This window comes from Aquisphaera insulae (assembly GCF_011064615.1).
Lineage (GTDB): Bacteria > Planctomycetota > Planctomycetia > Isosphaerales > Isosphaeraceae > Aquisphaera > Aquisphaera insulae.
On sequence record NZ_JAALJH010000164.1, the window covers coordinates 1 to 8,641 of the forward strand.

Genomic DNA, 8,641 nt, shown 5'->3' on the forward strand with positions numbered 1-8,641 from the left:
TCGGGCTCTCCGGGACTGTATTGAGTAGGGAGGGATTCTTGCGCGCCGGGCGCGCGGAACACCCGGCAGGATATTTGGCAATTCGGTGTCGGTGAGGAATGCACCGGCGCCGGCCCGCGCGGAGGACGCGGGCCGGCGGAATTCGGAGAAAATGGGGGGCAAAGCCAATTTTGGAATCAGACTTAAAGCTATATAGAGATGGGGCTTAACATCTATCATAAACAGCCGTGAATACGACAAACGAAGCCAATCCGGGGCCATAAGAAGGTCGTGGTGGATTGAGGGCGACTCTCGAGTCGTGGGGTCGCTTCGCTCCCTCACAACAACCGGGCCCGTGCCCGGCCCCCGACGGCTTATGAACCTGCGGAGAGTCAGCGGCCAGAGAATCAGCGGCCCCGCACCCGAGATAAGGAAGTTGGAGGGACGGGACAAACTGCCCACCTCGCGGCGTGTTGCAGGCTGGAGCAAGGAGATCCGGAGCAGCGAACTTCTCCGATCCTGACGATCCCGTGGCTTGATGCCGGAAGAATCGCCAGAAAATCCTCCAGATCGTGGACGAAAAACGCGAACCATGGCGCACTCTCTGTATAGAGGCGCTTCATCCTCGCCGAGTGCGCGCGCTGATGACGGGACCGGACGATGAGGCCGGAGGAGATCTGCCGCGATGACGTGCGGCCCGGATGATCGAAGGGCACGACTCGACTCGGCCTCGGCCTGCGATGGCCGAGGCGTCGGTGGCTCACTCCTCGGCTCGGCGACGATCGTATCGGCATCGATCGCGCACGAGGTCGCAAGGGACGAGCAGGGAGAGCGTGCCGCCTGCCCGCCCGGGGGGGCGAAGCCAATCGAAAACCGCGTCCAGGATGTTGTCGATGAAGGACTTGCGGCGCGTCATTCGAAGCAGCCGGCGCGACGAGCGAAGCCAGGACCCGTCAACGGCCAAGCTTCCCAGACCTCAGCTCCCCGTCCTGTGGGACGATGCCGGCGAAGCCGCACCATCCCGAAACGTTCCGTGCTCGTCCTCGGGGGCCTGACAGCCGGCATGGCCCAGCATCGAGGCCCGTCCCCTCCCACCGCGAGCGAGCCAGAGGGTGGCTGTGGAGGAGCCGAAGGCGACCCCACGGCCGGCGGGCCTCCGCCCGTCGCGCAGGCCGCCCCCGGGCCGAGGCGATCCCGGGGGTCGGCTGCGCCTCCACCCCGGCCACCCTGTCGGATCGCAAGCGGCGGGCGGGCCGAGCGTTTCGAGTCTCAACTCAACCGGGGGGGCGAAGCCAATCGAAAACCGCATCCGGGGTGTTACCGTAGAAGGACTTGCGGCGCGTTGCACGATACCGGCGATGCGACGACCGAAGCCAAGCCCCGGGGACGGGACGGTGCGCTTTCGCTCTTCGCGGCAGGCGTTCCCGGAGCACGGCGGTCTCGATCTGTGGACGTGCTCCGTCGCCGCCATCCGATCACGCACTCTCACCCACCGACCATTCTCCGCCCTCCCCTCATCCGTGTTCTCCGTGCCATCCGTGGTCGCCCTCCTTCGCGGCAAGCCGGGCTAGCCAGGATTGGTGGATTCTGGTAAATCGCCGTGACGTCCTCCCAGAAGGGGGGCCAATCACACGTCTGGCTTGATAACTCGGGGGCGGATCTTCCCGGCCGCATGTCACGTCGCGGGAGGACTCGTCCTCGTCGACACGCTCAGATCAGATCAGATCAGGTTGCATGGGCCGGCCCGGCCCCGGGGCTGCGCCTCGATCGGCAGGGGCGAGGCTCGCGGCGGATTGATCGTCGCGGGGCCCTCCGCCGCATCGGTGCGTACCGGTGTCGACCTCGTTCTCCCGCAGGAGATCCGCGCGATGGACCGCCGTCGATTTGTTCCCTCGCCCGATGGCCTGGAGGTGCGCGAAATGCTCTCCACCACGTCGGCCAGCGGCCTGAACCTGTTCGGCTCCGGCACCAGCAGCACGCAGAACATCCCGATAACCTTCGCGCAGAAGCAGCTCCGGATCCAGAAGGTGCCGTACAACATGCGGGCCCTCCAGCCCAATCGGTATCTCCCGCCGGAGCTCATCACGCAGATCCAGCTCGGGCTCGAGCAGTCCATCAACACGATGGTCAAGCCGCCCAGCCAGGCGCTCACGAACTACAACAACGTGCTGCGAGACATCACCTTCAAGACGTCGATCAGCTCGGGGAACGCCTCGCGGCTGAACCACGCCTTCGAGGCGGTCCTGCGGGCGGCCCAGACGCCGGAGCCCGCCCTGACGACCCTGGTCAGCTCGGTGAGCCAGCTCGTCACCCAGGTGGACACGGCGAGCATCCAGCCGAATTTCCTGGCGACGAACGACAGCGCGTACATCCTCCAGGCGGCCCTCATCCTCGGCCAGAAGATGCCCGCGCCGCGGGCGCCGACGATCGCCAAGAGCTCGGGATCGCAGATCAACCCGCGGGCGTTCGCCTCGCCGCTGTCGACGCCCTCGTTCGTGGGGTCGTACGAGTTCGGCACGACGGTCCAGATGGTGAACGTCCACACCGGAGAGGTCCTCGGCTCCGCGGTCGTCTCCAGCAACAACCAGTATGCCCTCCACGTCACCACGCCGCTGGCCGTGGGCAAGTACACGCTGGCCGTGCAGGCCGTGGACGAGGTGGGGCACATCAGCCGCGCCAGCCAGACCTTCGGGCTCCAGATCGTGCCGCCGAAGAACGCGGGCTAGGCCGATCCCGGATGCGACGCATGGGCTCGACGGGGCGGGTCGGGGCGGGGCGAGGCGGGGCGGCGACGGATGGATCGGGCCGCCCCGACCGCCGGGCCGGCCCGCCTTCGTGGTACACTCGCGGCATGATCCATCACCCCGACGCCCCCGGCCCGACGAAGCTCCTGGTGTCCGATTTCGACGGCACGATGACGCGAGACGACTTCTACAAGCTGGCGGCGGAGTCGCTGCTCCCCCCGGGCCTGCCCGACTACTGGGGAGAGTACCGCGACGGGCGGATGACCCATTTCCAGGCCCTCCGCGCCTACTTCGCGGCGATCCGGGCGGACGAGGCGACGGTCCGTCGGACGGTCGAGCGCATGGGGCTGGATCCGAATCTGAAGGAGGCCGTGTCCCGCCTGCGGGGCGACGGCTGGGACGTCGTGGTGACGTCGGCGGGGTGCGAGTGGTACATTCGCATCCTCCTGGCGGAGGCCGGGGTGGACCTGACCGTCTGGTCCAACCCGGGCCGTTTCGTGGCGGGGGAGGGGCTGCTGATGGAGCCGCCGACGGGGAGCCCGTTCGAATCCCCCGAGACCGGCGTGGACAAGGCGGCCGTCGTCCGCGCCGCCCTGGACCGCGGCCTGGCCGTGGCCTTCGCCGGCGACGGCTTCCCCGACGCGGAGGCCGCCCGGCTCGTCCCGGACGGCCTGCGGTTCGCCCGCGGCGACCTCGCCGCCGTGCTCCGGAATGAAGGCCGGCCGTTTCGGCCGTTCGATCGCTGGTCCCAGATCGCCGAGATGCTCGCCGCCCGCTGAGGGGACGCCGATCATGGATCTGAGCACTCACGTGAACATTCCTTCGCTGGTCCGGGTCAAGCCCGGCGCCCTCGACCGGCTGGGGCTCTACCTCCGGCGGGCCGGCCATTCGCCGGCGATCCTGCTGGTGAGCCAGGGCCTGGTGCCGGAGTACCTGGGGCGGGCGGAGCGGAGCCTCGCCGAGCACGCGATCGAGCGACTGGAGACGGTGGAGGTGGCCGACGCGAGCTTCGAGTTCGCCTCGTCGCTGTTCACGCGGCTGCCGGGGAAGGCCCGGGCGGTGATCGGCCTCGGCGGCGGCAAGGCGCTGGACGTCGCCAAGTACGTGGCGTTCCTGGCCCGCCTGCCGTACTATGCCACGCCGACGTCCCTCTCCAACGACGGCTTCTGCAGCCCGCAGTCGAGCCTGACCATGGATGGACGTCGGAAATCGCTGGCGGCGTCGCTGCCCCACGCCGTGGTCCTGGACCTGGACGTCTGCGAGCAGGCCCCGCGGCCGCTCTGGCTCTCCGGCGTCGGGGACCTCGTCTGCAAGCTGACGGCGATCTTCGACTGGAAACTCGCCTTCCACCGCCGCGGCCTGCCGGTCAACGACTTCGCCGCGCTGCTGTCGGACGCGACCGTCTACCAGTTCCTGGCCCAGCCTTCGTTCGACCGGGAGGGTGCCCGCCTGCTCGGCACGGCGCTCATGCTCAACGGCGTGGCCATGGAGATCTGCGGCTCCTCGCGGCCGGCCAGCGGCAGCGAGCACCTGATCTCGCACGCGCTCGACGCCGTCTCGAAGCGTCCTCGCCTGCACGGCCTCCAGGTCGGCGTGGCCACCTACCTGGTCAGCCTGCTCCAGAGGAACCAGAGCGAGCGGATCGGCCGCGTCTTCGACCAGACCGGCTTCTGGGAGGCCGTCCGCTCCGATCCGTTCTCCGCATCCGAGTGGAAGCAGGCCATCCGCCTGGCCCCGACCATCAAGGACGACTTCTACACCGTCCTCTCCGAGCCCGGCGCCCTCGACGAGGCCGAGAAGCTCCTCACCGACGACCCCCGCCTCCGTCCCTGCTTCGCCGACTGACCGGCGTGGAGATCTCACCCCGTCTCGGCCGATAAGGAGAGATGCGGAGGGCTCCGTTGCAAGGACGCGTGAGGCGGGACTTCTTCCTGTCTGACATTGACAGTCCAGGCAAACCGCGCTATTTGTAGCGACCCGACCAGGGATACCACGTGCACGAAGACTAGTGAAAAAGGCCCCCCCCATGCGCTCGCCACGGACGGCAGAGAAGGCGCTCATCGTGTGTCTGATGCTTGCGGGAGCCGGCCCGTGGTCTCCGGCTCCGCGCGCGGTGGCGGGCGAAGAGGACGTGTCGGGGCCAACCGCGTCCAGGAGGCGGACGGTGACGGCACCCGCTCCCTATCCTCACGCGACGGTAAAGAGATATGACCTGGGCGGGGGCCCTCGATCGTACTGGATCTTCGAGGCCGCCGAGCCGAAGCCCGAGAGGGCGCCCGTGGTCGTCTTCCTGCACGGCTGGTTCGCGGTGAATCCGGCATTCTACGGGGCCTGGATCGATCACCTGGTCCGGTCGGGCCGGACGGTGGTCTTCCCGCGCTATCAGAACGACGTCGGGACACTGCCCAGGGACTTCCTCCCCAATACGGTGGCGGCGATCCGGGATGCCTTCGATGTCCTGGAGACCGGGACGGGGCACGTCCGGCCGGATGCCCGCAAGGTGGCGCTGATCGGCCATTCGGCCGGCGGCAATCTCGCGGCCCAGGTCGCCGCGGTGGCCGCCGATCCTCAGTCCGGGCTCCCCAGGCCGCGGCTCGTCCTCGCGCTGATGCCCGGGGAAGTCTTCCCGACTCGCGAGCCCAGGCTGGACCAGATCCCCGCGTCCACCCTCCTGGTGGTCTGCGTGGGGGAGGACGACCTGCTCGTCGGTGACATCCGGGGGCGTCAGATCTTCACCGAGGCGAGGGCCGTCCCCCGCTCCCGCAAGCGCTTCCTGCTGTTCCGGTCCGACAGGCACGGCTACCCGCCCTTGCTGGCGGAGCACACCGCTCCGACCTGTTCGAACGATCGCCTGGACACGGGCGAAGGCTTCTTCCGCTCCTTCCAGATGAGCATCGGCGAGATCAACGCCATGGACACGGCCGGCTTCTGGCGGATCGCCGATGGGGCCCTCGAGGTCGCCTTCGCCGGCCGGACCTTCGACGAGGCGATCCGCGACAAGGACCAATTCACCCACCTCGGCTTCTGGAGTGACGGCCGAAAGGTGACCCCTCCCCTCATCACCGACGACCTGGCCGCCGTCCCCCGCGTCAGCCTGCCCAACGGCATCCGCCTCATCCCCTGGGGCGCATCGGCCCGCCTGGATGAACCCGCGAGGGAGACCCGTCTCCGCTGATCGATCGAAGTCTCTCCCATGGTGCGCCGCCGTCCGAGCCGGCGGGAGTTTCCCGCGCGAGTCCCGGACGGGGGCGTAGGCGGCGAAGCCCGGAGAGATCCGCGACGATTGCGCAAGCATCGAGCGCCCCGGAGGACTGCGCCCGCCGCCCCAATTCCCGGCCGGACGTAAACTGTCCGGCGCGGGCGAACGGCCCCCCTTTGGGCTCATTCCGACGGCCCCGCGGTCCGATACGAGTGGAGGTATCTCGAACGGGGCAGAAGGGCTGGACGCTCATGGCGAGCACGAACAGGATGGACCCTGCGGTTTCCTCCGAGAATGCGGCGACCCGCTCTTCACGGCCGCCCGATGCCGAGGCCGCGACGGATGCGGCGAGGCTCCGCGAGGAGCTCGACGGCCTCCGCCGTCAGGTGATCGCGCTCCAGCGGATCAGCAGCCTCGGGGTCCTTGCCGGCGGCGTCTTCCACGAGCTGAACAACGCCCTGACACCGGTCGTCAACTATGCCAAGCTCGGCCTGAGGAATCCGGACCCCGCCTATCGCGAGCGGGCCTTGCTCCGGATCCAGGAAGCCGGCCAGCGCGCCGTCGCGATCGCCGGCGGGATGCTCGGCCTCTCGCGGCCGGGCCGCGACCCGAACCACCGGATCGCCGTCGATCTGAACCGGCTGGCGGAGGAGGTCGTGCTGCTCGTGAGCAAGGACCTGGCCCGGCACAAGGTCCGGCTCGAGGTCCAGATGCCCGCACGGCCGTTCGCCAGGGTGAATCCGGCGCAGATTCAGCAGGTCCTCATCAACCTGCTCATCAACGCTCGACAGGCGATGCCCGGCGGAGGAGTCGTGACGCTCCGGGTGGCGCCGGACGCCACCGGCAGGCTGGTGGAGCTGGGGGTCATCGACCGGGGAGTCGGCATCGCGCCGGAGGACCTGCGGCAGATCTTCGAGCCCTTCTTCTCCACCAAGACCGGGCCCGACGACTCCGGGATGGGGGGCACGGGCCTGGGCCTGGCCGTCTGCCGCGACATCGTGGAAGCCCATCACGGCCGCCTCCGCGCCGAGAGCCGCCTTGGCGGGGGCTCTTCCTTCACCCTGGTCCTCCCGTCCTGCCCGCCCCCCTCCTCCACCTCGAAGCCCCAGTCCGGGGCGGCCTGATCGGAGAATGGTCCGCCTGGATTTCGTGCCCGAGGGCCCGGGTGACTCCTGATGATCCTTCCGTGGGGCCGACTGGCAAACCGCCACTCATCGAACTCGTGGATCGCCGAAAGATCTAGAAAAGGCCGACTTCCTTCTCCAAACCTTCACGTCAAGTCAGTACACTCTCCCGTCTTCACAGACCTGAGGCAACGACCGCCTACCCACACCCTGGAGCAAGGCCCTTATGCTTCGCCGTTGGAAGCCATCCCGTTTCACCCCGGTCCGTGCCCTGATCATGACGCTCGCGATGAGCCTCGCGCTGCCCGCCTGCGGTTGCTCCAACCAGGATCCCGGTCAGCCCGCCATCGGCTCGATTTCGGTCGAGGACAACAAGGGCCAGGCCGCGATCGAAAAGAAGGGGAGCGCGCCCAGGACGCAGGCCCCGTCCAAGCGGTAACCGCGATCGTCCCACCCTGCCCCTACCGACCCACACCCCACCCTGATGGAGAGACAAGCTTGTCCAGACCCACCGATTCGGGCGCGCGCCGGCATGCCTTCACGCTGATCGAACTGCTCGTCGTGATCGCGATCATCGCGGTCCTGATCGCGCTCCTGCTCCCGGCCGTGCAATCGGCCCGCGAGGCCGCCCGCCGCGCACAGTGCATCAACAACCTGAAGCAACTGGGCCTGGCCCTCGCCAATTACGAGAGCACCAACGGGATCTACCCCTGGGCCATGGCGATGCAAACCGCGCCGGGCAACTCCCTCGGCTACGACCAGGCGTACAGTTGCCTCGGCCAGCTCCTCCCCTACGCCGAGCAGGGCCCCCTCTTCAACGCCTACAACCAGAGCTTCGCGTATCGCACCAACCCGAACGTCACGGTGAGCGCCGCGCAGGTGAACCTATTCTTCTGCCCGAGCGACACCGAGATGGCCGGGAACACCTACACGGAAGATCCCACTTCGCAGCACGGCATCCCGCAGACATTCGCCTTCACCAGCTACGCGGGCTGCTACGGCTTCTGGGCGGGCCTCTGGTACGGCAACAATGCCACCAACCCGTACAATGGGACGGAAGCCGCGTCGGCGATGTCCCAGCACAACGGCGCGATCGTGACCTCCGGATACGCCGGCCTGATGCCGGGCGCCTCGCACAGCCTGGTCCGGCTGGCGTCGATCACCGACGGCACCAGCAACACCATCGCCTTCAGCGAGCACGCGCACGGCCTGCTGAGCAAGGACGACCGGTCCTTCTTTCGCTGGCACTGGTGGATCTCGGGCGACTACGGCGACAGCACGTTCACGACCTTCTACCCGATCAACATCCAGAAGAAGAAGCAGTCCTATCCGACCATCACCGGCGGCAACTCGTTCGTCCAGTGCGCCTCGAGCTTCCACCCCGGTGGCGCCAACTTCGCCATGTGCGACGGCTCGGTGAAGTTCCTGAAAGACTCGATCCAGAGCTGGACGCTCGACACGAAGACGGGCCTCCCCGTGGGCGTCACGATGTCGGGGACCGGCTACGTCACGGGTGCGGGATTCACCGGCCCGGGCGTCTATCAGGCCCTCAGCTCCGTCCGGGGCGGCGAGGTCATCAGCGCCGATTCCCTCTG

At 68.2% G+C, this 8,641-nt stretch carries 7 protein-coding genes; all 7 read left to right on the plus strand.

The annotated features are described in order from the left end of the window. Positions 1-1,898 precede the first annotated feature (1,898 nt). Positions 1,899-2,705, plus strand: a complete 807-nt coding sequence (locus G6O54_RS35960; protein ID WP_165235556.1) for an Ig-like domain-containing protein — start codon at positions 1,899-1,901, stop codon at positions 2,703-2,705. Between the two features lie 20 nt (positions 2,706-2,725). Beyond that, positions 2,726-3,502, plus strand: a complete 777-nt coding sequence (locus G6O54_RS35965; RefSeq protein ID WP_205679161.1) for an HAD-IB family phosphatase — start codon at positions 2,726-2,728, stop codon at positions 3,500-3,502. A 13-nt stretch (positions 3,503-3,515) separates the two neighbouring features. Then, positions 3,516-4,568, plus strand: a complete 1,053-nt coding sequence (locus G6O54_RS35970; RefSeq protein WP_165235559.1) for an iron-containing alcohol dehydrogenase family protein — start codon at positions 3,516-3,518, stop codon at positions 4,566-4,568. 319 nt (positions 4,569-4,887) lie between these two features. Then, on the plus strand, positions 4,888-5,898 hold the full coding sequence (locus tag G6O54_RS35975; RefSeq protein WP_165235562.1) for an esterase/lipase family protein: 1,011 nt from the start codon (positions 4,888-4,890) through the stop codon (positions 5,896-5,898). A 275-nt stretch (positions 5,899-6,173) separates the two neighbouring features. Continuing rightward, positions 6,174-7,046: a sensor histidine kinase gene (locus G6O54_RS35980; protein WP_250847245.1), complete on the plus strand. Its 873-nt coding sequence runs from the start codon at positions 6,174-6,176 to the stop codon at positions 7,044-7,046. Between the two features lie 226 nt (positions 7,047-7,272). Further along, entirely contained in the window at positions 7,273-7,485 is a 213-nt protein-coding gene (locus tag G6O54_RS38300) for a hypothetical protein (RefSeq protein ID WP_250847246.1), read from the plus strand. 59 nt (positions 7,486-7,544) lie between these two features. Then, on the plus strand, positions 7,545-8,641 hold a 1,097-nt coding region (locus tag G6O54_RS35985; RefSeq protein ID WP_250847247.1), incomplete at its 3' end, for a DUF1559 domain-containing protein.